Source organism: Pseudomonas sp. TNT3 (assembly GCF_010095445.2).
In the GTDB taxonomy this organism is placed as follows: Bacteria; Pseudomonadota; Gammaproteobacteria; order Pseudomonadales; family Pseudomonadaceae; genus Aquipseudomonas.
Genome location: NZ_WFGV02000044.1, coordinates 12,927 through 34,965 on the forward strand (window position 1 = coordinate 12,927; position 22,039 = coordinate 34,965).

At 59.6% G+C, this 22,039-nt stretch carries 21 protein-coding genes; 11 read left to right on the plus strand and 10 right to left on the minus strand.

Annotated elements, in window-relative coordinates; all coding sequences use genetic code 11:
• The first annotated feature begins 6 nt into the window (after positions 1 to 6).
• Together yedA and GBC55_RS22305 are read left to right on the plus strand one after the other, a co-directional pair.
• Positions 7 to 933: a drug/metabolite exporter YedA gene (gene yedA, locus GBC55_RS22300; protein WP_162439571.1), complete on the plus strand. Its 927-nt coding sequence runs from the start codon at positions 7 to 9 to the stop codon at positions 931 to 933.
• A gap of 52 nt (positions 934 to 985) precedes the next feature.
• A complete protein-coding gene (locus GBC55_RS22305) occupies positions 986 to 2,320 on the plus strand; it encodes a DEAD/DEAH box helicase (RefSeq protein ID WP_162439570.1) in 1,335 nt (444 codons plus the stop codon).
• Between the two features lie 43 nt (positions 2,321 to 2,363).
• On the opposite strand, the gene GBC55_RS22310 is transcribed toward GBC55_RS22305, so the two are convergent.
• Together GBC55_RS22310 and GBC55_RS22315 are read right to left on the minus strand one after the other, a co-directional pair.
• Positions 2,364 to 3,620 (minus strand): TIGR03862 family flavoprotein, encoded by a 1,257-nt coding sequence (locus GBC55_RS22310; RefSeq protein ID WP_178114322.1) that lies wholly within the window; start codon positions 3,618 to 3,620, stop codon positions 2,364 to 2,366.
• 281 nt (positions 3,621 to 3,901) lie between these two features.
• Positions 3,902 to 4,822 carry a histone deacetylase gene (locus tag GBC55_RS22315; RefSeq protein WP_162439568.1) on the minus strand — a complete coding sequence of 307 codons (921 nt, stop codon included), beginning with the start codon at positions 4,820 to 4,822 and terminating at the stop codon, positions 3,902 to 3,904.
• Positions 4,823 to 4,906: 84 nt separating this feature from the next.
• On the opposite strand from GBC55_RS22315, the gene GBC55_RS22320 reads away from it, so the two are divergent.
• The 3 genes from GBC55_RS22320 to GBC55_RS22330 all read left to right on the plus strand — a co-directional run bounded on the left by GBC55_RS22320 (position 4,907) and on the right by GBC55_RS22330 (position 7,042).
• Positions 4,907 to 5,476, plus strand: coding sequence for a GNAT family N-acetyltransferase (locus GBC55_RS22320; protein ID WP_162439567.1), 570 nt, complete (start codon positions 4,907 to 4,909; stop codon positions 5,474 to 5,476).
• A 106-nt stretch (positions 5,477 to 5,582) separates the two neighbouring features.
• On the plus strand, positions 5,583 to 6,452 hold the full coding sequence (gene tesB, locus GBC55_RS22325) for an acyl-CoA thioesterase II (RefSeq protein ID WP_162439566.1): 870 nt from the start codon (positions 5,583 to 5,585) through the stop codon (positions 6,450 to 6,452).
• A complete protein-coding gene (locus GBC55_RS22330) occupies positions 6,449 to 7,042 on the plus strand; it encodes an HAD family hydrolase (RefSeq protein ID WP_162439565.1) in 594 nt (197 codons plus the stop codon). The genes tesB and GBC55_RS22330 overlap by 4 nt, the downstream gene beginning before the upstream one ends.
• 153 nt (positions 7,043 to 7,195) lie before the next feature.
• Here the strand turns inward: GBC55_RS22330 and GBC55_RS22335 are convergent, their stop codons facing one another.
• From GBC55_RS22335 to GBC55_RS22345, 3 genes are all read right to left on the minus strand, one after another.
• On the minus strand, positions 7,196 to 8,155 hold the full coding sequence (locus GBC55_RS22335) for an alpha/beta hydrolase (protein WP_162439564.1): 960 nt from the start codon (positions 8,153 to 8,155) through the stop codon (positions 7,196 to 7,198).
• Positions 8,156 to 9,049, minus strand: coding sequence for a neutral zinc metallopeptidase (locus GBC55_RS22340; protein ID WP_162439563.1), 894 nt, complete (start codon positions 9,047 to 9,049; stop codon positions 8,156 to 8,158).
• 150 nt (positions 9,050 to 9,199) lie between these two features.
• Positions 9,200 to 10,042, minus strand: coding sequence for a neutral zinc metallopeptidase (locus GBC55_RS22345; RefSeq protein WP_162439562.1), 843 nt, complete (start codon positions 10,040 to 10,042; stop codon positions 9,200 to 9,202).
• Positions 10,043 to 10,394: 352 nt separating this feature from the next.
• Here GBC55_RS22345 and GBC55_RS22350 point away from each other — a divergent pair, with 352 nt between their 5' ends.
• Entirely contained in the window at positions 10,395 to 11,171 is a 777-nt protein-coding gene (locus GBC55_RS22350) for an IclR family transcriptional regulator (RefSeq protein WP_162439561.1), read from the plus strand.
• A 160-nt stretch (positions 11,172 to 11,331) separates the two neighbouring features.
• Positions 11,332 to 12,210: a DMT family transporter gene (locus GBC55_RS22355; RefSeq protein ID WP_162439560.1), complete on the plus strand. Its 879-nt coding sequence runs from the start codon at positions 11,332 to 11,334 to the stop codon at positions 12,208 to 12,210.
• Positions 12,211 to 12,255: 45 nt separating this feature from the next.
• Here GBC55_RS22355 and GBC55_RS22360 read toward each other — a convergent pair whose 3' ends face one another.
• A complete protein-coding gene (locus GBC55_RS22360) occupies positions 12,256 to 13,596 on the minus strand; it encodes an MFS transporter (protein ID WP_162439559.1) in 1,341 nt (446 codons plus the stop codon).
• 453 nt (positions 13,597 to 14,049) lie between these two features.
• On the opposite strand from GBC55_RS22360, the gene quiC reads away from it, so the two are divergent.
• Positions 14,050 to 15,951 (plus strand): 3-dehydroshikimate dehydratase QuiC, encoded by a 1,902-nt coding sequence (gene quiC, locus GBC55_RS22365; protein ID WP_162439558.1) that lies wholly within the window; start codon positions 14,050 to 14,052, stop codon positions 15,949 to 15,951.
• Between the two features lie 102 nt (positions 15,952 to 16,053).
• Complete coding sequence (locus tag GBC55_RS22370) at positions 16,054 to 16,731, plus strand: TetR/AcrR family transcriptional regulator (protein ID WP_162439557.1); 678 nt, start codon at positions 16,054 to 16,056, stop codon at positions 16,729 to 16,731.
• Positions 16,732 to 16,788: 57 nt separating this feature from the next.
• Here GBC55_RS22370 and GBC55_RS22375 read toward each other — a convergent pair whose 3' ends face one another.
• The 4 genes from GBC55_RS22375 to GBC55_RS22390 all read right to left on the minus strand — a co-directional run bounded on the left by GBC55_RS22375 (position 16,789) and on the right by GBC55_RS22390 (position 20,690).
• A complete protein-coding gene (locus GBC55_RS22375) occupies positions 16,789 to 17,643 on the minus strand; it encodes a shikimate dehydrogenase (protein WP_162439556.1) in 855 nt (284 codons plus the stop codon).
• Between the two features lie 5 nt (positions 17,644 to 17,648).
• Positions 17,649 to 18,089, minus strand: a complete 441-nt coding sequence (gene aroQ, locus GBC55_RS22380; RefSeq protein ID WP_162439555.1) for a type II 3-dehydroquinate dehydratase — start codon at positions 18,087 to 18,089, stop codon at positions 17,649 to 17,651.
• A gap of 229 nt (positions 18,090 to 18,318) precedes the next feature.
• Positions 18,319 to 19,398 carry a tRNA (uridine(54)-C5)-methyltransferase TrmA gene (gene trmA / locus GBC55_RS22385; protein ID WP_162439554.1) on the minus strand — a complete coding sequence of 360 codons (1,080 nt, stop codon included), beginning with the start codon at positions 19,396 to 19,398 and terminating at the stop codon, positions 18,319 to 18,321.
• Positions 19,395 to 20,690 carry an NCS2 family permease gene (locus GBC55_RS22390; RefSeq protein ID WP_162439553.1) on the minus strand — a complete coding sequence of 432 codons (1,296 nt, stop codon included), beginning with the start codon at positions 20,688 to 20,690 and terminating at the stop codon, positions 19,395 to 19,397. Before GBC55_RS22390 ends, trmA begins: the two co-directional genes overlap by 4 nt.
• A gap of 223 nt (positions 20,691 to 20,913) precedes the next feature.
• Between GBC55_RS22390 and GBC55_RS22395 the strand changes: the two genes are divergently transcribed.
• Together GBC55_RS22395 and GBC55_RS22400 are read left to right on the plus strand one after the other, a co-directional pair.
• The gene (locus GBC55_RS22395; protein WP_162439552.1) at positions 20,914 to 21,360 is read left to right on the plus strand and encodes a DUF4879 domain-containing protein; all 447 of its coding nucleotides are present in this window, start codon (positions 20,914 to 20,916) and stop codon (positions 21,358 to 21,360) included.
• Positions 21,361 to 21,427: 67 nt separating this feature from the next.
• Entirely contained in the window at positions 21,428 to 21,979 is a 552-nt protein-coding gene (locus GBC55_RS22400) for a DJ-1 family glyoxalase III (protein ID WP_162439551.1), read from the plus strand.
• Positions 21,980 to 22,039 lie beyond the last annotated feature (60 nt).

Here is a 22,039-nt window from a genome sequence, read left to right on the forward strand (position 1 = left end):
TGCCCCATGCCTGGCTTACGTCGCTTCCCCTTACCGTTGATCGCCGCCTTTTTCGCGCTGTACGTGATTTGGGGTTCGACCTACCTGGTGATTCGAATCGGCGTGGAATACTGGCCGCCGCTGCTGCTCGCCGGTATTCGCTTCGTGATTGCGGGCACGCTGATGTACGCGTTCCTGCGCTGGCGCGGGGCACCTGCACCGACGTGGGCGCAGTGGAAAGCGGCGGGCATCATCGGAATATTGCTGCTGAGCTGTGGTAACGGTGCGGTCAGTATTGCCGAACATACAGGCGTTGCTTCGGGGGTTGCCGCGTTGGCAGTGGCGACGGTGCCCTTGTTTACCTTGCTCTGCGGATACTTCTGGGGCGCGCGAAATACCCGTCTCGAATGGGCCGGGATTGTGCTCGGGTTGATCGGCATTGGCATGTTGAACCTCGGCTCCAACCTGCAATCGAGCCCGACGGGCGCAGCGTTGCTGGTCTTCGCCGCAGCGGCCTGGGCTTTTGGGTCGGTCTGGAGCAGACACCTGCCGTTGCCTCAGGGAGCGATGGCCAGCGCGGTGGAAATGCTGGTGGGCGGCGTTGTGTTGTTGATCGGCAGCGCCGTGAGCGGCGAACGCCTGGAAAGCCTGCCACCGGTTGAAGGTTGGGTGGCCCTGGCTTATCTGATCTTCTTCGGCTCGATCATCGCGTTCAACGCGTACATGTACCTGTTGAAAAACGTGCGGCCAGCGGCGGCTACAAGCTATGCCTACGTGAACCCGGCGGTCGCGGTATTGCTCGGGATTGTGTTTGTCGGTGAGACCATCGGAATTGAAGAAGCGTTGGCCATGGCCGTGATCATCAGCGCCGTGGTCCTGATCGGGTTGCCGCAGTGGCGACGGGCTCCGGTCAAACCCGCTGCAGCGGTGCCGACAGAATCCCGCGTGAATTAGGGTAAACTGCGCGGCATTGCACAACCGCGCTGAATTTTCCTACGGTAATCCCATGACTTTCGCCACCCTTGGCCTGATCGAACCCTTGCTGCGCTCTCTTGAGACGCTCGGCTACCAGACCCCGACGCCGGTTCAGGCGCAGGCCATTCCAGCGGTGCTGGCCGGTCGCGACCTGATGGCCGCCGCCCAGACGGGGACAGGCAAGACCGCCGGTTTCGCGCTGCCACTCCTGCAATTGCTGGCCATGGAAGGGCCGAAAGTGGCGTCAAACTCGGTGCGCGCGCTGATCCTGGTGCCGACTCGTGAATTGGCGGAACAGGTTCACGAAGCCGTGCGTCAGTACGCCGAGAATCTGCCGTTGAGCACTTACGCGGTATACGGCGGCGTCAGCATCAACCCGCAGATGATGAAGCTGCGCAAAGGTGTCGACGTGCTGGTGGCGACCCCGGGTCGTTTGCTCGACCTGTATCGCCAGAAGGCCCTCAAGTTCAATCAGCTGCAAACCCTGATTCTTGACGAAGCTGACCGCATGCTCGATCTGGGTTTTTCGGAAGAGCTGGGGAATATTTACCGCGTGCTGCCGAAACAACGTCAGACGCTGTTGTTTTCCGCGACGTTCTCCGACGCCATCCGTTTGTTGGCCGGGCAAATGCTCAACGACCCTCTGACCATCGAGGTCAGCCCGCGCAACGTTGCCGCCAACACGGTCAAGCAGTGGGTGGTGACGGTCGACAAAAAGCGCAAGCCGGAACTGTTCATCCATTTGCTGCGCAAGGGCAAGTGGAAGCAGGTCCTGGTGTTCGCGAAAACCCGTAACGGCGTGGACGCGCTGGTGGAAAAACTCCAGGGCCTGGGCATCAACGCCGACGGCATCCACGGGGATAAACCACAGGCGACGCGCCAGCGCGCACTGGACCGTTTCAAGGCCAGTGAAGTACAGATCCTGGTGGCAACCGACGTGGCGGCCCGCGGTCTTGATATCGAAGATTTGCCGTTGGTGGTCAACTTTGACCTGCCGATCGTGGCGGAAGACTACATTCACCGCATTGGTCGTACCGGTCGTGCGGGTGCAACCGGGCAGGCGATTTCGCTGGTCTGCGCGGATGAAGTGAATCTGCTGTCGGCCATTGAAACGCTGACGCGTCAGACATTGCCTCGGCAGGTGGAGCACGATTTTGAACCTGAACACCGCGTGCCGGACACTGATGCCAGCGGTCAGGTCGTGAAGAAACCGAAAAAGCCGAAGAAGCCAAAAACTTCCGGCGGCGGCAAGCGCAACCTGGGCAAGTGGGTCGAGAGTGGGGATGCTTCGGCGCCGGAACCTTCGATCAAGCCTGTGCGAAAAGTGCCGGTGTTCAATACCGGGCCGCGTAAGAAGAAGCCTTAATTCGCTGTTTGAGTGATCGTTCCCACGCAGAGCGTGGGAACGATCAAAACGCAGCAGGCTTGCCGCTGCCCTTGAGCCAGTCCACCATCCCCAACCCCGCCGCACGCCCACTGGCGAAACACGCCGTCAGCAAATACCCCCCGGTCGGCGCCTCCCAATCGAGCATTTCCCCCGCGCAAAAAACGCCAGGCACTTGCTTGAGCATCAAGCGTTCATCCATCGCTTCGAACAACACACCACCCGCACTGCTGATGGCCTCGTCCAGTGGGCGGGTTTTCACCAGGGTCAGTGGCAGCGCTTTGATCGCTTTGGCCAGCAGTGCCATATCGGCAAACGTCTCAGTCGGTGTGAGTTCTCGCAATAGCGCCGCTTTGACGCCATCGATCCCGAGCTGACTGTGCAGGTGTTTGGACAGGGAGCGTGAACCCCGTGGTTTATCCAGTGCAGCCTGGACTTTATCCACAGGCCGGCCCGGCAACAGGTCCAGGTGAAGGGTCGCTGAGCCGTGCTGATTGATGGCTTCACGGGTCGGAGCCGACAGGGCATAGATCAAGCTGCCTTCAATCCCGGTCGCGGTAATCACGCATTCGCCAAGCCGCGGGACGTCGTCATTGAGGCCGATGGCGATATTTTTCAGCGGCGCGCCAGCGAATTTACTGACCATCAAATCACTCCAGGCCTGCACCTCGAAGCCGCAATTGCTCGGCTGCAGAGGCGCCAGTCCGACGCCGAGCTGCTCAAGTGGCAGCATCCACGCGCCATCGGAACCCAGGCGCGACCAGCTGCCACCGCCCAGTGCCAGCAAGGTGGCGTCGGGTTTAATGGTTTTTTCGCCTTCGGGGCTGTCGATGCGCAAGCTGCCGCTGTTGTCCCAGCCCAACCAGCGGTGGCGGGTGTGGATAACTACGCCAGCCTCGCGCAAGCGCTTGAGCCAGGCGCGCAGCAGGGGAGCGGCTTTCATGTCGGTAGGAAACACGCGGCCCGAACTGCCGACAAAGGTTTCGATGCCCAGATCATGAATCCACTGGCACAAGGCATCAGCACCAAATGAGCGCAGCAGTGGGGCGATCTGCGGAGCGCGTTCGGCATAACGGGAGAGAAACGCCGGGTAGGCTTCGGAATGGGTGATGTTCATGCCGCCGACCCCGGCCAACAGGAATTTTCGCCCTACCGAAGGCATGCCGTCGTACAGGTCGACCTTGATCCCGGCCTGGCTCAGTACTTCGGCCGCCATCAGCCCCGCGGGGCCGCCGCCGATGATGGCGACATGAGAGGAAGAGGAGGGCGATGGTTTGGTCATGGCGAGCGCTGCGGTGTGGCGGAATAAGGCGCGCATTCTATCAGCACATATTCCCTGTGGGAGCTGGCTTGCCAGCGATAGCAGTCTGTCGGTTATCGAAGATGCTGGATGTGCAACTTTCATCGCTGGCAAGCCAGCTCCCGCAGGGAGTGGGGATGGTTCGAAAGCTGATCAAAAAACAACCACCACTTTGCAGGCTATACACATCAAGGCCTGCAGTCCCTTTCACTCAGGTTATCCACAGGCAGCTCCACAGGCATTGTGGGTAAAGCATCCACAGCTCAATGACACCCTGATGACAGCCAGACCCGTTGCGCGCTGTGGTGCAGAATCCCGTGTCGACGCGCCAGGGCCTTGCGGTCTTTGCTGTAGCCGCCGCCGATTACCCCGACCACCGGAATATCCCTGCCGAGGCAATGCCGCATCACGCTTTCGTCCCGTGCGGCGACGCCTTCGTCCGTCAGCTTCAGGTAGCCGAGCGCGTCATCCTTATGCACATCGACGCCGGCGTCGTACAACACCAGGTCGGGTTGGTACAGCGGCAGTAAATAGTTGAGCGCATCGTCGACGACTTTCAGGTAATCAGCGTCGCCCATGCCCATCGGTAACGGAATGTCCCAGTCGCTATCAGCCTTGCGTGCAGGAAAGTTCTTCTCGCAGTGCAGGGAAACGGTGACCGCTTCAGGGGTGTTGTGCAGGATCCGCGCCGTCCCGTCGCCCTGATGCACATCGCAATCGAAGATCAACACCCGGTTCACCCGACCGCTTTGTAGTAGGAAATGGCTGATGACGGCCAGGTCATTGAAGATGCAGAAACCGGCGGGGTGATCGTAATGCGCATGGTGTGTGCCGCCTGCCAGGTGGCACGCCAATCCGTGTTCCAGCGCCTGCTCGGCCGCCAGCAGTGAACCGCCAACCGCCCGTATCGTCCGTCGGGCCAGAGCTTCGCTCCAGGGCAGGCCGAGACGCCGCTGGTCTTCACGGGACAACTCGCCACCCATGTAGCGTTCGATATACGCAGGGTCATGAGCGAGGGCGAGAATCTCTGGCGGGCAGAGTTCCGGGCGCAGCAGGTCGGCGTCCCGGGTCAACCCGCTGTCTACCAGGTGATCGCGCAGCAGGCGAAATTTGTCCATGGGAAAGCGGTGATCCGCCGGGAACTCGGGACTGTAGTCGTCGTGGTAGATCAACGGCAGGGGCATGGCTGATTTATCTTGGACGCGTGTAGGAATGAATGAAGGATCCTACCAGCGATGTAAACTTGAGGCATGGAAAGGGGGAGCACGATGGAGCCGATACTGGAACTCGAGAGCGCACGCCTGCTGTTGCGGCAATGGTGTGATGAGGATTTGCCGGAATTTGCGGCGATGTGCGCCGACCCACAAGTGATGCGTTACTTCCCGGCGCCCTTGAGTCGGCTGGAAAGCGCCTCGTTGATCGGTCGCATTCGTGGACATTTTGCCGAGCATGGTTTTGGTCTCTGGGCGCTGCAGCGCAAGGACACGGGTGCTTTTATCGGTTTTACCGGGCTGGGTGTGGTCGGGTTCGACGCGCCTTTCACACCCGCCATCGAGATCGGCTGGCGCCTGGCGCGTGAACACTGGGGGCTGGGTTATGCCAGTGAAGCGGCCTGGACCGCTCTGCGCTGCGGGTTTGACCGGTTGGCGCTGAACGAAGTCGTGGCCTTCACGGCGCAATCCAATCTGCCGTCGGAGAAAGTCATGCAGGCCATCGGCATGCACCATGATTCAGCCGATGACTTTGAGCATCCCAAGCTCGCCGTCGGCCATCCGCTGCGTCACCATGTGCTGTACCGCATCACCCGTGAACAATGGCTGCAAACCTTGCATGGCTAAGCCGGCCGGGATGTTTACAATGGCTCCCATGATGGCGCTGGCCAGAAATTGAATCGACCGCCGCAGCCAAGACTGCGCGGCATTGCGTTGTGTTAGGAGAGTCTGAATGAGCCAAGTGTTGGATGATCTGGTCGACCTGCTGACCCTGGAGCCGATCGAGGAAAACCTGTTCCGTGGCCGCAGTCAGGATTTGGGCTTTCGCCAGTTGTTCGGCGGTCAGGTCATCGGTCAGTCGCTGTCGGCGGCCAGTCAGACGGTAGAAGAAGCGCGCCATGTGCATTCGATGCACGGCTATTTTCTGCGTCCGGGCGATTCCGCGCTGCCAGTGGTTTACCAGGTGGACCGGGTGCGTGACGGTGGCAGTTTCAGTACGCGCCGGGTGACGGCGATTCAGAAGGGCAACCCGATTTTCACCTGCAGCGCGTCGTTTCAATATGACGAAGAAGGCTTCCAGCACCAGGCCGAGATGCCGGTCGTGGTCGGCCCGGAAAACCTGCCTTCAGAACTCGAATTGGCCCAGCAGCGTGCGCACCTGATCCCGGAACACATGCGCGAAAAACTGTTGTGCCCCAAGCCCATCGAATTCCGGCCGATTACCGAGAAAGACCCCTACAACCCGACACCGTCGGATCCGATCAAGTACGTCTGGTTTCGCGCCGACGGTGCCTTGGCCGATTCGCCGGCATTGCATAAATACCTGTTGGCCTACGCGTCGGATTTCGGCTTGTTGACCACCTCGATGCAGCCCCATGGCAAATCGGTCTGGCACAAGGACATGCAGGTCGCCAGCCTGGACCACGCGCTGTGGTTCCACGCGGATCTGCGCGCCGATGACTGGTTGCTGTACGCGATGGACAGCCCATGGGCCGGTAATTCCCGTGGATTTACCCGTGGCAGCGTGTTCAACCGCGCGGGGCAACTGGTGGCGTCGGTCACGCAGGAAGGCCTGATTCGCTACCGCAAGGATTGGGCATGAGTCTGGGCGAGGTGCGGAACTGGGTGTTCGACATGGACGGCACCCTGACCGTGGCCGTGCACGACTTCGCGGCGATTCGTGTGGCGCTGTCGATCCCGGCCGAGGACGACATCCTGACCCACCTCGCCGCGCTGCCGGCGGAGGAAGCGGCCACGAAACATGCGTGGCTGCTGGAGCACGAACGTGATCTGGCTCTGGGTTCAACACCGGCGCCGGGAGCGGTGGAACTGGTGCGTGAACTGGCGGGACGTGGCTACCGACTGGGTATCCTCACCCGTAATGCGCGGGAACTCGCGCACGTGACGCTGGAGGCCATCGGCTTGGCGGACTGTTTCGCGGTGGAGGATGTGCTGGGGCGCGATGAAGCACCGCCAAAACCTCATCCGGGTGGTTTGCTGAAACTGGCTGAGGCCTGGAACGTGCCGGCCAGCGAGATGGTGATGGTGGGCGATTACCGCTTTGATCTGGATTGCGGCCGGGCTGCGGGGGCGCGGACGGTGTTGGTGAACCTGCCGGATAATCCGTGGCCGGAGTTGACGGACTGGCATGCGGCGGATTGTGTTGAGCTCAGGCAGATGCTTTCAGTTTAAGTGATGGGTCGTCGCTGCCACCGCTTTCGCGGGCAAGCCCGCTCCCACATTGACTGGGTCAACCTCAGGTCTGTCATTCAACACAGAACCCTGTGGGAGCTACGGTGCGACGATTCGACCTGCTAGCGATGGCGTCAACCTGGGCGCCATTGTTTATTGACCAAACAACACCTTCAGCCCCTCCGGTGACGTAAACATCCCATCCCCATCATGCCCAACCCCGGGCACCTCGATCAGCTGCTGGTTCAGCCCCTCAGGATGCTCGCGCTTCAAGTACTCGAAATAATTGCGCCCGCGCATCAGCCGATTCGGGCCCTGAGCTTTCGCCTCACACCCCTTGTCCAGCGCCGGATGATTCGGATCGGTGTCCTGCTGGCCCAACAGGTAAACAATGTCACGCTTGGCGTATTGCTGCGCAAGTGTCGCAGGGGTTTGTCCTTGTGCGTAAGCAGGCAAATCCGCGAGCCCATACTTCCAGCGATTGAAACCAGGGCAGCCCGCATGGTTGAACGCCACCGGCCGTCGCTCATCGAAATACGCATAGGAAGAAGGATTGGCGATCACGTAGCGCACGTGCACGCCGGCCGCTTCCAGCTCCGGCTGATCGCTGCTCAGCAGTGCATACCGTTGCACCACCTGAGCGCCGCCGGAGTGCCCGGCGATAATAATTTCCTTCACGTCTGGAAACTGTCGACGGTCGGCAAACCGGCCGATGATTTGGTCGAGCGCTGCGTAGGAACCGAGAGGAAACGGCGCGGTGGATAAACCGCCCGCCATCCACTCATTGCCCTGCCAACGCAACACGGTGTCGGGCAATGGGTGCAGGGCGAGATCTGTTTCGTTGAGGAACTGGGGGGCGACCACCAGCGTGGTGGACGTTTGTCCGGCCAGTTCGGCCGCGTGTTCGGCGCTCTGGCGATAGGTTTCAGCGTTGCGTAACCGACCATGCAGGATGATCAGTACGCGTTCGATCTTCGCGGGCGCCGGACCAATGCCGACGGCCATCTCACCTTCTTTCAACAACAACCGCCCGGGACTGATTTCTTTCACACCATGTTCGGCGGCCAGGGTACTTGCGCAGGTAAACAACAGCATCAACAGCCAATTTTTCATTTACAGATTTTTCGCCGCAAAGGTATCGCACTGGCCAACCTGGCCTTGTGCAAATCCGGTTTTAAACCAGCGCACCCTTTGCGCTGACGTGCCATGGGTAAACGAGTCCGGCACCACGCGACCCTGACCTTGCTGTTGCAAGCGGTCGTCGCCGATGGCGTTGGCGGCGTTCAAGGCTTCTTCGATATCACCGGGCTCGAGCCAGTTCAGGCGATTCTGTGCATTGTTCGCCCAGACGCCGGCCAGGCAATCGGCCTGAAGCTCCTGACGGACCAATAATCCGCCGTCACCTTCCATCTGCCGACCTTGCTGGCGCGCAGCCTGAATTTTCGCCGACACCCCGAGCAACGTCTGAACGTGGTGTCCGACTTCGTGAGCGATCACATAAGCCTGGGCAAAGTCGCCGGCTGCGGAAAAGCGTTGGGACATTTCCTGGAAGAAACTCATGTCCAGGTAGACCTTCTGGTCTGCCGGGCAATAAAACGGGCCGGTCGCCGACGTCGCCAGACCGCATGCCGAGTTGACGCGGTTGCTGAACAACACCAGGGTCGGGTTTTTATACTGCCGTCCCGCCTGCTGAAAAATCTGGCCCCAGGTATCTTCGGTATCACCCAGGATCGAGCGCACGAACTCGGCACTCTCATCATTGGCCGGTGGCGCCTTGCGCGTCTGGGTGGTCGCCGGTGCCGATTGCTCACTCATCTGCCCGGTCAGTTGCCCGAGTATCTGCAAGGGATCCTGCCCCGTGATCCAGCCGATGCCGACAATCAAGATGATTGCCGTCAGGCTCAAACCTTTGCCGCCACCAAAGCGCATCCCACCGCCACCACCGCCGACATTATCTCCACGGGCATCTACCACGTTGTCGCTGCGTCGGCCTTTTTTCCATAGCATGTGGGAACCCTCTTTCCTTGCGTGATGAAGAAGCGTGGTGATGAGTGTTGCTGGTGAGCAGGTGCCGCGCCAGTCCGGTCGTCTGACAGCCTTATGACGCGGCGGTTCTGTGCCTGGGGTGATATCAGCGATTTGAGCTGACGAAGGGGATTACAGGGTCTCGGCAGTAAAGGTGTCGCAGGCGTCTACGGCACCCACGGTAAAACCTTGGGTGAACCAGTGCTGGCGCTGCTGCGAGGTGCCGTGGCTGAACGTCTCAGGCAACACGTTGCCTTTACTCAGCGCCTGCAGGTAGTCGTCGCCGAAGGTTGACGCGGCGTTCAGCGCGACGTCGATATCCCCCGGTTCCAGCCACTCGTGCCGTTTTTGTGCATGGTGCGCCCAGACTCCTGCCAGGCAGTCGGCTTGCAGTTCGCCGCGAACCTCGAGGCCACCGTCACCTATCACGGGCCGGTCTTCGTTGAGGGCTTTCTCCAAGGGCTCGGACAGGCCCAGCTCAAGCTGCACATGATGACCAACCTCGTGAGCGATGATGTAGGCCTGGGCAAAATCGCCCGCCACCGAATAGCGTTCGGCCATAATTCGGAAAAATTCGAGATCGAGGTAAACCTGTTTGTTTGTGGGGCAATAAAACGGGCCGCCCCCGGAACCGACGTAACCGCATCCCGAATTCACGCCGTTGCCGAACAGGGTCAACGTCGGTTCGGGGTAGTGTTTTCCGGTTTGGGCAAAGAGGTCCTTCCAGGTGTCTTCGGTATCGCCCAGCACGGCCTGAACGAACGTCAATTGCGGGTCGACGGCGGGTACGGGGAACCTCGAGGTGTTTTGCTCGGATGGCGTTTCTTGTGTTGGACTCAGCGCCGTGTACACGCCGGCGCCTGTGAGTGCGAACGCCAGTCCTGCGCCGAGTACTAACCCTGTAGGTTTACGGGCGTCCTTGCCCTCGCGAGTGTCGTTAACGTTGGTGCTGCGTCTTGCCTTGTTCCATAACATGGTTGTGGTCTCTCATGGATTGATGAAGGCGGGTAATCGCCCTGTCCATGAATAACCGCATCGGCCCGGGCGTGCGGGCTGAATGTGTAAGGGGACGAAACACGCTCTTTGTAGCCGCTGGCGCAGCCTGCGTTCGGCGGCGAAGCAGTCGTAAAACCTGACCGCGAAATTTTCCTGAACACCGCGTCGCCTGATTTCACGACGGCTTCGCCGCCGAACGCAGGCTTCGCCAGCTGCTACAAGGTGCTTTTCAGGACTACCAACATTTGGACGTCAGCGGAAACTGGTTCCAGATTTCGCATTCACCCCATTGTCTTTTAGAATCGCCGAAATCTTTTCGTTGGAACCCCCCATGGCCGGCAGTCAGATCGAACGAGTTTTCAGCGTCCTGGAGAGCCTCACCAGTGACCCCCGCGGCGTGCCCCTGCAGGTGCTCGCGGAGCAGTTGGATATCCCGAAAAGTGCGACGCACCGCTTGCTCGCCGAGCTGATTCGATTGGGTTACGTGCGGCAAAACCCGGAGAACCTGCGCTATCAGCTGTCGACCAAACTGGTGGCGATGGGGTTTCGTTATCTGTCGACTAGCGGTGCCGATATTGTCCAGCCTGTACTTGATCGTCTCGCCCAGGAAACCGGTGAACTGGTGCGCCTGGGCGTGATCGAAGGCGAGCGCCAGACCTGGATTGCCAAAGCCCAGGGTGCTCGGACCGGGTTGCGCTATGACCCTGACATGGGCCGTGATGCGCCGCTGTTTTACACGGCTTCCGGGCATGCGTGGCTGGCGTGCATGAGCGATGCCGAAGCTCTGTCATTGGTCGAGCGCCAGGGCACGGAGCAGCCCAAAGATCTCGGCCCGAACGCGCCACGCTCCAACATTGAATTGCTCGAACGCTTGCGGCTGGCGCGGGAACAGGGGTATGCGTGGGTCGAGGAAAGCTCGGCCGTGGGTACTTCGGCGATTGCGGCGGTGGTGCGCCATCCCGCTGATGGGCGAGTCATTGGTGTATTGAGCATCGCCGGCCCCAGCGCGCGGATGCCGGGAGCGCGGTTGCATGAATTGGCGCCGGTCTTGCTGAGATTTACAGAGGAGTTGTCGGCGGCGAGTCTGGCCTCCGAGTTGTTTAGCTAGACTGATGCGAGGAAAAACCTGTGCGTTGTTCGCACAGTTTCGTCGTACGTCCATGAAGGAAAATGGAATCAGGTTCTAAATTGTCGAGATGGATCTATCCTGACAATAATCGAGAGGACGACACGACGATGTTTTTGATTTCAGGACGTAAGGGACATTCATGACCGTCAGCACACCGCTCTCCGGCGTTAACCATCCCTTGAAAGGGATTTTGCTGATCGTCATCGCCACGTTTCTCTTCTCGAGCCATGACGCCTTGTCGAAGTACCTGTCGGGTTTCTACCCGATCGTCATGGTGGTCTGGGCCCGCTATGTGGTTCATACCTTGTTGATGGCGGGTATTTTCCTGCCGCAATCGGGGTTGCGTGTCCTGCGTACCAAGCGACCGATGCTGCAGTTGGTCAGGGCGTTGTGCCTGCTGGGTACCAGTCTGTTTTTCACCACCGGCTTGCAATACATCCCCCTGGCCGAAGCCACGGCCGTCAACTTTCTTGCCCCGGTGCTGGTGACTGCGCTGTCGGTGCCGTTGTTGAAAGAGCATGTGACCCGTGGCCAATGGATCGCGGTCATCTGCGGGTTCATCGGCGTACTGATCATTGTCCATCCCGGTGGGGAGTTGTTCACGCCGGCGGTGTTGCTGCCTTTATGTTCGGCGCTGTTCTTCTGCTTCTATCAGTTGCTCACGCGCAAGCTCAGTGAAATCGACAGCCCGACGACCAGCAACTTCTTCGCCGGTCTGTGCAACACCTTGGTGATGAGCGCGCTGGTACCGTTTTTCTGGCAGGTGCCCACGTTGTTTCATGGGTGTCTGATGGTGGCGCTAGGCGCCTGCGGGATGACGGCCCACCTGTTGCTGACCCAGGCATTCCGATACGCCGCACCGGCCTTGTTGGCACCTTTCGGCTATTGCCAGATCGTCTTTGCAGGCTTGTTGGGATGGCTGCTGTTTTCCCACACGCCGACCCTGACCACGGTGGTCGGGATCGCGGTGATCTGCTGCAGCGGGTTGGCGGCAGTGTGGCAGCAGCGCAAGCGATGACTTGGCGAAGCGGGCCTGGAATCAGGCCCGCAAGAGGAAGGAATATCAGTCAGTGACGGTAGGAATCTTGCGCGGTGCCATGAAGTACATCCAGATCAGCGCGATGAAGTACATCGCCGGGATCATGGTAAACAGCACGGTGTAGTTGTTGTTTGTCACCGTCAGGATATGGCCCACCAACTGGGTCATGAACATCCCGCCAATGGCTGCGCACATGCCGCCAAAGCCGAACACGGTGCTCATCATGTGCTTGGGCGTGTAGTCCATCACCAGGCTCCAGATGTTCGCGGTCCAGGCCTGATGCGCACCGATGGCCAGCGAGATCGCGAACACGGCGACCCAAAGATTGCTGGACCCCGCCGCCATGATCACGCCGACGATGCAGCAGGCGAACAGGAACATGGACAACAGGCGTGCCTTGATGGAATTCATGCCGCGACCGATCAGGAACGAGGACAGGATCCCGCCACCGACGCTGCCGAAGTCAGCGGTCACGTAGATGATGATCAACGGGATACCCATCTGGGTGACGTTGATTCCCAGGTTGTATTGCTGGTTGAGGAAGGGCGGCAGCCAGTAAAGGTAAAACCAGAACACTGGCGCGGTCATCGAATAAGCGAGGGCAAATGCCCACGTGCCGCGCATGCGCAGGATTTTCGAAAAAGGTACGCGGGTTTGTTCCGGCTCGACTTCATTCTGGATGTAGTCGAGTTCCGTTTGTTTAACGCTCGGATGATCTTCCGGGTTGAAATACTTCAAACCCCAGAACAACAACCAGATCCCGCCCAATGCCGACATGCACAGGAACGCGGCCTGCCATCCCCACACGTGGAGGATCAGCGGCAACAGCATCGGGGTGAACATCGCGCCGACGTTGGTACCTGCGTTGAAAATGCCCGTGGCCACAGCGCGTTCGCCGGCCGGAAACCACAGCCGCGTGGTTTTGACACAGGCCGGGTAGTTGGCGGCTTCGGTCAGTCCGAGAATGAACCGGCAGACCATGAAGCCGACCGCCGAAGTGGCCAGACCATGAGCGCCGGTGGCCAGGCTCCAGAGCAACACCGCGCAGAAGAACACGCGCTTCACACCGACTTTGTCGATCAATCGACCTTGCAACACGAAGCCGATGGCGTAACCGACCTGGAACCAGAAATTGATGTTGGCGTAATCCATCGCCGTCCAGCTCATTTCCTTGGCCAGGATCGGCTGCATCACGCCCAGTGCTGCACGGTCGATGTAGTTCAGGGTGGTGGCGAAAAACACCAGCGCCAGCATGCCCCAGCGGGTCTTGCCGACCGCCATGGCACCGCGGATCTTGTCGCCGACACCACTGCTGGCAGGGGTCATGGAGGGACGCTCCATGGGAGAGCTCTGAGAAGGAATCATGTAGGCCACCGATTGTTTTTATAGGGTGTGCTGTGTCGTTGGTTACCGAACCCGGTGGTTCATGACCGGACTCAATGTGCAGTTGATGTTGCGCAGTGGACAAAAAATCGTCAATTCACCAACGGCCATAGTGTTCGATAATCGAACACAAAACTAACCGGGTAGTACACTTTGGATTGCTGTGTGGAGGTGCTCGGCCAATAATTAATCCAACGTCAAATCATCACTCGTTGCTCAACGCAACCTCTGTAGCAGCTGGCGAAGCCTGTGGTGAGGGGATTATCCCCGTCCGGCTGCGAAGCAGTCGTAAAAGCTGAATGTAAGGTTTTCCTGATACAGCGCTTCAGCTGATTTCACGACTGCTTCGCAGCCGGACGCAGGCTCGCCAGCTGCTACAAATGCGGTTACCGCGATGTCGATAAAAAGATTGTCTCCACCACCGGGAGTCTGAATATGCAGCGTTCCATTGCCACCCTTTCCTTGAGCGGTACCCTGCCGGAAAAACTCGAAGCCATTGCCGCCGCCGGCTTTGACGGGGTGGAGATTTTCGAAAATGACCTGCTCTACTACGACGGTAGTCCACGGGAAATCAAACAGATGTGCGCCGATCTCGGGATCGCGATCACCCTGTTTCAGCCTTTCCGGGATTTCGAGGGCTGCCGCCGCGATCGCTTGCCACGCAACCTGGAACGGGCCGAACGCAAGTTTGACCTGATGCAGGAACTGGGGACTGACCTCGTGCTGGTGTGCAGCAACGCCTCTGCCGATTCCATCGGTGACGAACAGATTCTGGTCGACGATTTGCGTCTGCTCGCCGAGCACGCCGGGGCGCGTGGCCTGCGTATCGGTTATGAAGCGCTGGCGTGGGGGCGGCATGTCAACACGTGGCAACAGGTGTGGAACATCGTCCGCCAGGCTGATCACCCGAGTCTCGGCGTGCTGCTGGACAGTTTTCACACCCTGTCGCTCAAGGGCGATCCCAGCGCAATCGCCGATATTCCCGGCGACAAGATTTTCTTCGTCCAAATGGCTGACGCTCCGATCCTGGCCATGGACGTGCTGGAGTGGAGCCGGCACTTCCGCTGTTTCCCGGGGCAGGGCGAATTCGATCTGGCCGGTTTCCTCGCACCCATCATCAAGAGCGGTTACACCGGACCGCTGTCGCTTGAGATCTTCAACGATGGCTTCCGCGCCGCACCGCCTCGAGCCAACGCCGCTGACGGGTTGCGTTCGCTGCTGTACCTGGAAGAGAAAACCCGTGAGCGGCTGGCGCAGGAAGCCAAGCCAACGGCCAACCCGGAGATTCTGTTCGAGACCCCCAAGGCCAGCGAGTACAACGGGATCGAGTTTCTCGAATTTGCGGTGGATGAGAGCCTCGGTGCCAAGCTTTCCCACTGGCTGGAGCGACTGGGGTTCGTCAAGGCGGGGCAACATCGCTCCAAGAGCGTGAGCTTGCTGCGACAGGGTGATATCAACCTGATCCTCAATTGCGAGCCTTACTCCTTCGCCAACAGCTTTTTCGAAGCTCACGGTCCTTCACTGTGCGCCATGGCCGTGCGGGTCAAGGACAGCAGCAGTGCGCTGGCCCGCGCCGTCGCCTATAAAGGTCAACCCTATCGCGGGCTGGTAGGCCCGAACGAGCTGGAGCTGGCCGCCGTGCGCGCACCGGATGGCAGCCTGATCTATCTGGTGGATCAGGACGCCGATGTCTACGGGACCGATTTTAACGTGCGCCCCGATGCGGTGGCTCGCGGCGGCCTCAAGCGCATCGACCATATGGCCATTGCATTGCCCGCCGACAGCCTCGACAGCTGGGTGCTTTTTTACAAAAGCCTGCTGGACTTCGAAGCCGACGATGAAGTGGTGCTTCCTGACCCGTATGGTCTGGTGAAGAGCCGGGCCCTGCGCAGTCGTGACAGTTCGATCCGCTTGCCTTTAAATATCTCCGAGAACCGTAACACCGCGATTTCACACGCACTGTCGAGCTATCGCGGCTCGGGCGTGCATCACATCGCCTTCGATTGTGACGACATCTTCGCTGAAGTCAGTCGCGCCAAAGAGGCGGGCGTACCGCTGCTGGACATCCCGCTCAATTATTACGATGACCTCGCGGCGCGCTTCGATTTTGACGACGAATTCCTCAGCGAACTGGCCTATTACAATGTGCTTTACGACCGGGATTCCCAGGGCGGCGAGCTGTTTCACGTCTACACCGAGCCGTTCGAAGGGCGTTTCTTCTTTGAAATCATCCAGCGTAAGGACGGCTACGCAGGTTACGGTGCTGCCAACGTAGCGGTACGGCTGGCGGCGATGGCCAAATCACGTAGTGGCGCCGTCCGTCAGGCAAAGTTGTAGGAAATTGGTAAGCGCGAGGTTAAACCGCTACCGCACAGCTTCCTTCGCCGTGCGGCGCGGCTCATAATCGCCAGCCTGTTCAGTGATGGCCGTGAGCCCGCAATGACAATATCTCAAGAACTCTCCGTAGTGCCCGACGAACCAGTGGCGGGGCCGCGCAAGAGTCGCAAGAACAATCCGGAAAAGACCCGCGAGAATATTCTTCAAGAGGCCATTGTCGAGTTCGTCCAGCAGGGGCTTTCCGGCGCTCGCGTCGACGCGATCGCTGACCGGATCCACACCTCGAAGCGCATGATCTATTACTACTTCGGCAGTAAAGAGCAGCTCTACGTCGAGGTTCTGGAAAAGCTGTACGGTGACATCCGCAACACTGAAAACCGTTTGAACCTGTCCGAGCTGGCGCCCGTGGACGCGATTCGCCGCCTGGTGGAATTTACCTTCGATCACCATGACCGCAACGTCGACTTCGTGCGAATCGTCAGCATCGAGAATATCCACAACGCCGAGTACGTGAAGCGCTCCGATGCCATCAAGGCGATGAACAACACTGTTCTCGACGCATTGGGCGTGACCCTGCGCCGGGGTGCAGACGAAGGTGTGTTCCGCCCCGGCCTCGATCCGCTGGATGTGCATTTGCTGATGAGCTCGTTCTGCTTCTATCGCGTATCGAACCGCCACACGCTCAGTGAAATGTTCCAGATCGATTTGCCGAACGAGCGCATCAAGCAGCGTCATCGGGAAATGATCTGCGAGTCGGTTTTGCGCTATCTGCAGGCTTGATCTCACCCTTGAGATCGCAGCCTGCAGGCATTGCCGCCGGCTGCGATTTTTTGATCTTTACCCGTTCATGCTTTGAAAATGCGCGAGCATTCGCTGCGCATCCGGCACCACACCGCTGAACAGCTCAAACGCCTTTACCGCCTGAAACACCGCCATGTTGCCGCCATCCAGCGTCCGGCAGCCCAAGGCGCGGGCGTTGCGCAGCAGTTCGGTTTCCAGCGGAAAGTAGACGATCTCTGCCACCCATAGCTCCTTGCGAAGCAGTTCCGCGGGAACAGGCATGCCCGGCAGTTTCTTCATGCCCATGGGCGTGGTATTGACCAGCCCGTTCGCCTGAGCCAGCGCACTCGGCAAATCATGCCCGGCCACCGCACGACGGGCGCCGAAGTGTTGGTTGAGATTCTGCGCCAAGGCTTCCGCGCGGCTGATTTCCACATCGAAAATGCTCAGCCGTTGTACGCCTTCGCTCAATAGCGCATGGGCGACCGCCGCGCCGGCACCCCCCGCGCCCATTTGTACGACGTGTTCAACGGAAACGTCCTGCAAGCCACGCCGAAATCCTTCGGCAAAACCCAGGCAATCGGTGTTGTGGCCGATTCGTTTACCGTCTCTAAGCACCACCGTATTGACCGCCCCAATGCCACGGGCCTCCGGAGACAACTCGTCGAGTAACGGGATAATTGTCTGCTTGCAGGGAAATGTGATGTTGAGGCCGGTGAAGTTCATGCACTCGGCTGCCATCAGCAGCTCGGGCAGGGCAGCGCTATCGAGTTTCAACTGGTCGAGATCGATCAGGCGATAGAGATACCGCATGCCCTGCGCATCGCCTTCATGCTCGTGCAGCGCCGGAGTGCGTGACGCCTGAATGCCAGCGCCGATCAGGCCGGCCAGTACCACGTTGTGCTGGTCCATGCTGCTCACCCCTTCAAACGCAGACTGAAATGCTCCAGCGCCAGGCGATAACCATGGCTGCCAAAACCGGCCATTACCGCTATCGCCACAGCCGATACGAACGAGTGGTGGCGAAAAGGCTCACGGGCGTGAACGTTGGACAGGTGCACTTCAATAACCGGCAGCTCACTGGCAACCAATGCATCACGAATCGCAACCGAGGTGTGTGTCCAGGCGGCCGGATTGATGACGATGCCGGCGCAACGCTTGCGAGCGGCATGAATCCAGTCGAGCAGCTCGCCTTCATGATTGGTCTGGCGAAATTCCACGGTGAGGCCGAATTCTTCTGCGGTACGTCCACACAGCGCTGAGATATCCGCCAGGGTTTCGTGCCCGTAAGTGGCCGGTTCACGGGTACCAAGCAGGTTCAGGTTCGGGCCGTTCAGCACCAGAACGATAGGGGGCATGGGGTCTCTCCACTTATTATTTTTAGCATTGGCCGATTTTTCAGCCTGTGGAGATAAATTGTACTAGATGGTTAGTTTGGTCAATTGAAGAGGCGGGATCGCAGACGTTTGTGTGCGGTGATCGGACGATTTCAGCGTTGTAGAGAGTTCGCGCAAAGCCGATCTCCCCCACTGAGCACCCACAAAAAAGCCGTCATGAAGACGGCTTTTCTGTTTATGGCTGCTGCAATCAGCGACGGGTCAGCATCACTCCGGATTCCATGTGATGCGTCCACGGGAACTGGTCGAACATCGCGCAGCGGGTGATGCGGTGCGTGTCGTGCAACTGGGCGATGTTGGCCGCCAGTGTTTCCGGATTACAGGAAATGTAGAGGATGTTGTCAAAGCGCCGGGTCAGTTCGCAGGTGTCCGGGTCCATGCCGGCGCGAGGCGGATCGACGAAGACGCTGCCGAATTCGTAGCGCTTCAGATCAATGCCTTGCAGACGACGGAACGGACGCACTTCGTTCAGCGCTTGGGTCAGTTCTTCGGCGGACAAACGCACCAGCGTGACGTTATCCACAGCGTTTTCGCTGAGGTTGCTCAAGGCCGCATTGACCGAAGCCTTGCTGATTTCGGTGGCCAGCACTTTGCGCACTCGGGTGGCGAGGGGCAGGGTGAAGTTGCCGTTGCCGCAATACAGCTCCAACAAATCATCCGCACGATCGCCCAGGGAGTCGTACGCCCAGTTGAGCATCTTCTGATTCACGGTGCCGTTGGGCTGAGTGAACGCGCCTTCCGGTTGGCGATAGCTGAAGGTGCGACCGCCCACTTCAAGCTTCTCGACCACATAATCGTGACCGATGACTTCGCGTTTGCCCTTGGAGCGACCGATCACGCTGACGTTAAGGTCGGCTGCCAGTTTCGATGCGGCGGTGTGCCAATGTTCGTCGAGGGGCCGGTGATAACACAGGGTGATCATCGCGTCGCCGGCCAGGGTGGTCAGGAACTCCACCTGAAACAGTTTGTGGCTCAGTGCCGCACTGGCCTTCCACGCCGCCTTGAGCTGCGGCATCAACTGGTTGATGCGCAGGCTGGCGATCGGGAACTCTTCGATCAGGATCGGCGTGCGTTTGTCTTCCTGGGAAAACATCGCGTAGTGACGCTCGCCGCCTTCGCGCCACAGGCGAAATTCCGCACGCAGGCGAAAGTTCTTCAAAGGCGAGTCGAACACGGTCGGCTCGGGCGCGTCGAACGGGGCCAGCAGGTCGCGCAGGCGCGTGACCTTTTCTTCGAGCTGAGTGGCGTAAGCCTGGGAATCAAAAGTCATGCGTTGAACCAACCCAACTTGATCACGAACAGAATCGACAGAATCACCAGCGCCGGATTCAACTCACGGGCGCGGCCGGACAGCAGCTTGATCACGGTCCAGGAAATGAAACCGAAGGCGATGCCGTTGGCGATGGAGTACGTGAATGGCATTGCCAGGGCGGTGACAACGACCGGCGCGGCAACGGTGATGTCGTCCCAGTCTATTTCGGCCAGGCCGGATGTCATCAATACCGCGACGAACAGCAGGGCCGGTGCAGTCGCGAACGCCGGAACGCTGGCGGCCAGTGGCGAGAAGAACAGCGCCAGCAGGAACAGGATCGCCACCACCACCGCGGTCAGGCCTGTGCGGCCACCCGCGCTCACGCCGGCTGCGGATTCGATGTAGCTGGTCGTCGTCGATGTGCCCAGCAGCGAACCGGCCATGGCCGCCGTGCTGTCGGCGATGAGCGCGCGACCCATTTTCGGCATGTGGCCGTCCTTGCCCATCAGCCCGGCGCGCTTGGCAACGCCAATCAATGTGCCGGAGTTGTCGAACAGATCTACGAACAGGAAGGCAAAAATCACGCTGACCAGACCGATGTCCAGCGCGCCTTTGATATCGAGTTGCAGGAACGTCGGGGCCAGGGACGGCGGCATCGACATCACGCCACCGAACGGTGTAAAGCCCAGCGCAATGGAGGCGATGGTCACCACCAGAATGCCGATCAGCACAGCGCCGCGTATCTTCATGGCTTCGAGGGCCACGATCAGCGCAAAGCCGAGGGTCGCGAGGATCGGAGCCGGTTGCTTCAAGTCGCCGAGGCCGACCATTGTTGCCGGGTTGCTGACCACGATGCCGGCGTTGTGCAGGGCAATCAGTGCCAGGAACAGGCCGATACCGGCCGCAATCGCCGAACGCAGCGGCAGCGGGATACTGTTGATGATCCATTCACGAATGCGGAAGATCGACAGCAGGAAGAACAGCACTGCCGAGATGAACACCGCGCCCAGCGCCACTTGCCAGGTGTGGCCCATGTGCAGGACCACGGTGTAGGTGAAGAAGGCGTTCAGGCCCATGCCCGGTGCCAGCGCGATCGGGTAGTTGGCGATCAGGCCCATGACCGTCGAGCCAATGGCCGCTGCCAGACACGTTGCGACAAACACCGCACCCTTGTCCATGCCGGTCTCGCCGAGGATGCTCGGGTTGACGAACAGAATGTAGGCCATGGCCAAAAAGGTCGTTACGCCCGCAAGAATCTCGGTCCGCACGTTGGTGTTGTGTGCCTTGAGTTGAAACAGCCTTTCCAGCATGTCTGCTCCCCGTGGCGCGCCCGGCGCCGTGAATGTATCGACCTCAACAGCAAAGCACAGACCGCTGCAGGCGCCTGGTAATTTTCTGTGGGTCGGAAAAAGCCGCGCATCATACCAGCAGCGTGGGGCTGTGGCTGCTTATGGCTGCGATCGTCGTCGATGTTTTGCGTTAAAGCCAAGTGAGCCATACTGCGCGCTGAATCTGGGGTGACATGAGGGCTGCATGAAAAAGCATCTGTTTAGAGTGTCTGGAACAGCTTTGGCCGTGTTCCTTGGGGCACAAACGGTGTCGGCGGCATCGGCGCCCCCCTTGAGCCAGGTGAAGGTACTCAAGGTCGAATCGCCGGCCTGCGGCTTTGAAGACATTGCACAGGGGCAGGAACAGACGCGCTGCAATCACAGTGGGCCGAGTATCAAGGTGTATGTGCTGGAAGTCGGCTACGGGCGTACGGCTCAAGTCGGTCTGGATGGTTTCGAAGTGAACGGCACCCGAACCCCCATCTGCGCGTTTGATAACGGCAACCTGACGGAATGCACCGTCGGAAAAAAAACGGTTGGCTATCTGTACGTGTTTGATCTGGCCGGCAAGCAGGAGGGTACTTTCACGTTCAGCAACACCTCGATCAATGCACCGGGCAACACGATGTCGACCCAGCTTTACATCAAGTAACGGCCAGCCAGAACAGGGCTCAAGAAAGCTGACTACGCTTTAGAGATCATTCTGTGGAACACCCCCCATGACCTTTAGAGCCCTGATTACCCTCGCCGAGGGCATCGATGATCTGCAAACCGTGACCCTGGTCGATGTGCTGCGCCGCGCCAAAGTCGAAGTGGTGGTGGCCAGCATCGAGGGACGGCGCATGCTCACCTGTGCGCGCGGCACCCGCTTGACGGCCGATGCCATGCTCGTTGACTTGCTCGCCCAGACGTTTGACCTGATCGCGCTGCCCGGCGGCTCAGTCGGGGCGCAGCACCTGGCGGCGCATCAACCGTTGCAACAACTGATCAAGGACCAGGCGTCTGCCGGCCGACTGTTTGCCGGTATTGCCGAGGCCCCTGCGGTGGCATTGCAGGCCTTTGGTGTCCTGCGTCAGCGACGCATGACCTGCCTGCCTTCGGCCAGCCACCAATTGTCAGGCTGCAACTTCGTCGATCAACCGGTAGTGATCGACGGTAATTGCATCACCGCGCAAGGTTCGGGCGCTGCGCTGCCATTTGCCCTGGCGCTTGTGGAACAACTCTGCGGCAAAGCCACGCGTGCATCTGTGGCCGTGGAGTTAGTCATTTAGAACCGATCCTGTGGCGAGGGAGCTTGCTCCCGCTGGCCTGATCAGGCTGTGCAGTCGAGC

Bases quoted from the DNA above. Each gene is read 5' to 3' on its own strand.
- GBC55_RS22335 (WP_162439564.1), bottom strand. From the start codon at position 8,155: ATGAAAAATTGGCTGTTGATGCTGTTGTTTACCTGCGCAAGTACCCTG.
- GBC55_RS22360 (WP_162439559.1), bottom strand. From the start codon at position 13,596: ATGATTCCTTCTCAGAGCTCTCCCATGGAGCGTCCCTCCATGACCCCT.
- trmA (WP_162439554.1), bottom strand. From the start codon at position 19,398: ATGACTTTTGATTCCCAGGCTTACGCCACTCAGCTCGAAGAAAAGGTC.
- GBC55_RS22345 (WP_162439562.1), bottom strand. From the start codon at position 10,042: ATGTTATGGAACAAGGCAAGACGCAGCACCAACGTTAACGACACTCGC.
- GBC55_RS22390 (WP_162439553.1), bottom strand. From the start codon at position 20,690: ATGCTGGAAAGGCTGTTTCAACTCAAGGCACACAACACCAACGTGCGG.
- GBC55_RS22340 (WP_162439563.1), bottom strand. From the start codon at position 9,049: ATGCTATGGAAAAAAGGCCGACGCAGCGACAACGTGGTAGATGCCCGT.
- yedA (WP_162439571.1), top strand. From the start codon at position 7: ATGCCTGGCTTACGTCGCTTCCCCTTACCGTTGATCGCCGCCTTTTTC.
- tesB (WP_162439566.1), top strand. From the start codon at position 5,583: ATGAGCCAAGTGTTGGATGATCTGGTCGACCTGCTGACCCTGGAGCCG.
- GBC55_RS22375 (WP_162439556.1), bottom strand. From the start codon at position 17,643: ATGGACCAGCACAACGTGGTACTGGCCGGCCTGATCGGCGCTGGCATT.
- GBC55_RS22320 (WP_162439567.1), top strand. From the start codon at position 4,907: ATGGAGCCGATACTGGAACTCGAGAGCGCACGCCTGCTGTTGCGGCAA.
- GBC55_RS22350 (WP_162439561.1), top strand. From the start codon at position 10,395: ATGGCCGGCAGTCAGATCGAACGAGTTTTCAGCGTCCTGGAGAGCCTC.
- GBC55_RS22305 (WP_162439570.1), top strand. From the start codon at position 986: ATGACTTTCGCCACCCTTGGCCTGATCGAACCCTTGCTGCGCTCTCTT.
- GBC55_RS22310 (WP_178114322.1), bottom strand. From the start codon at position 3,620: ATGACCAAACCATCGCCCTCCTCTTCCTCTCATGTCGCCATCATCGGC.
- aroQ (WP_162439555.1), bottom strand. From the start codon at position 18,089: ATGCCCCCTATCGTTCTGGTGCTGAACGGCCCGAACCTGAACCTGCTT.
- GBC55_RS22315 (WP_162439568.1), bottom strand. From the start codon at position 4,822: ATGCCCCTGCCGTTGATCTACCACGACGACTACAGTCCCGAGTTCCCG.
- GBC55_RS22395 (WP_162439552.1), top strand. From the start codon at position 20,914: ATGAAAAAGCATCTGTTTAGAGTGTCTGGAACAGCTTTGGCCGTGTTC.
- GBC55_RS22400 (WP_162439551.1), top strand. From the start codon at position 21,428: ATGACCTTTAGAGCCCTGATTACCCTCGCCGAGGGCATCGATGATCTG.
- GBC55_RS22330 (WP_162439565.1), top strand. From the start codon at position 6,449: ATGAGTCTGGGCGAGGTGCGGAACTGGGTGTTCGACATGGACGGCACC.
- quiC (WP_162439558.1), top strand. From the start codon at position 14,050: ATGCAGCGTTCCATTGCCACCCTTTCCTTGAGCGGTACCCTGCCGGAA.
- GBC55_RS22355 (WP_162439560.1), top strand. From the start codon at position 11,332: ATGACCGTCAGCACACCGCTCTCCGGCGTTAACCATCCCTTGAAAGGG.
- GBC55_RS22370 (WP_162439557.1), top strand. From the start codon at position 16,054: ATGACAATATCTCAAGAACTCTCCGTAGTGCCCGACGAACCAGTGGCG.